Origin of the sequence: Dysosmobacter sp. HCP28S3_G4 (assembly GCF_052065175.1) — a bacterium.
GTDB lineage: Bacteria > Bacillota > Clostridia > Oscillospirales > Oscillospiraceae > Oscillibacter.
The window spans coordinates 1-882 of the sequence record NZ_JBQHUP010000107.1 but is presented as its reverse complement, the minus strand read 5'-3'; the positions used below and the strand labels follow the sequence as shown (position 1 = coordinate 882).

The window sequence follows — 882 nt, the reverse complement described above, 5'->3', positions numbered from 1 at the left end:
TCCGTCATACGGGACACCTCGAAGGCATGCTCCAGCTCCGTCTCATAATCCAGCGTGCAGCCGATGGCGTTGGCCACGGCAATGGCCTCTTTGCACAGCATCTTCGCGGTCTCGCGGGCGTACTGGTTGCCGTTGATGAAGCCGTTCTTGGTGCCGAGCAGCGCGCTGACGCCGTTGATGCAGACGTTGGCGGACAGCTTGTGCCAGATGGCGTTCATTACGTTTTCATGGACGTCCACTTCCAGACCGGCAGCGCGGAACGCCTCGGCAACGGCCTCCACCTTCGCCATGGGCGCCTTGGGAGAGCCCATGTTCGTGGAACCGTAGCCGGTGTGCTTGACGTGGCCGGGTGCCACCGGGGTTGCACCAAAGGCGGTGTTGCCGATGATGATCTGCTCCTCGGGAACGACCTTCGCGATCTCGTCATAGTTGCCGAAGCCGTTCTGGAGGCAGAGGACCATCGTATTCTTGTCGATCATGGGCAGCGCGTTCCGCACGGCCGCTTCGAGGTACTGATAGTGGACGAACACGATCAGCAGATCCACAACGCCGATCTCCTTCGGGTCGGTGGTCGCCATGGCGGGACGGACGGAAATGGTCTCTCCGTTGCCGAGGCCGGGCGCGCACTGATCCACCAGGATGCCGTCCTTCTTGATGGCTTCGATCACGGGCTCATAGGTGTCCAGAACACAGACCTCATGCTTTTTCAGCAGATAGCTCGCATAGCAGCTGCCGATGGCGCCGCAGCCGACAAATCCGATTCTCATGATATCATATCCTCCTGAGATAGGTTTCTTTTTACAGAGACTCGGCGATCTTCACGATGTCCTCCACCGTGACGCCGTTCTTGGCCAGCAGGCGCTCGTAAGGTGCGCTCTCGCC

Annotated in this window: 1 protein-coding gene; it reads right to left on the bottom strand. The window is 60.0% G+C overall.

The window, feature by feature from the left end:
- Positions 1-767, bottom strand: a 767-nt coding sequence (locus tag ACTNBU_RS12650) for a ketopantoate reductase family protein (RefSeq protein WP_441034447.1), incomplete at its 3' end; no start/stop codon positions are given.
- Positions 768-882: the final 115 nt, after the last annotated feature.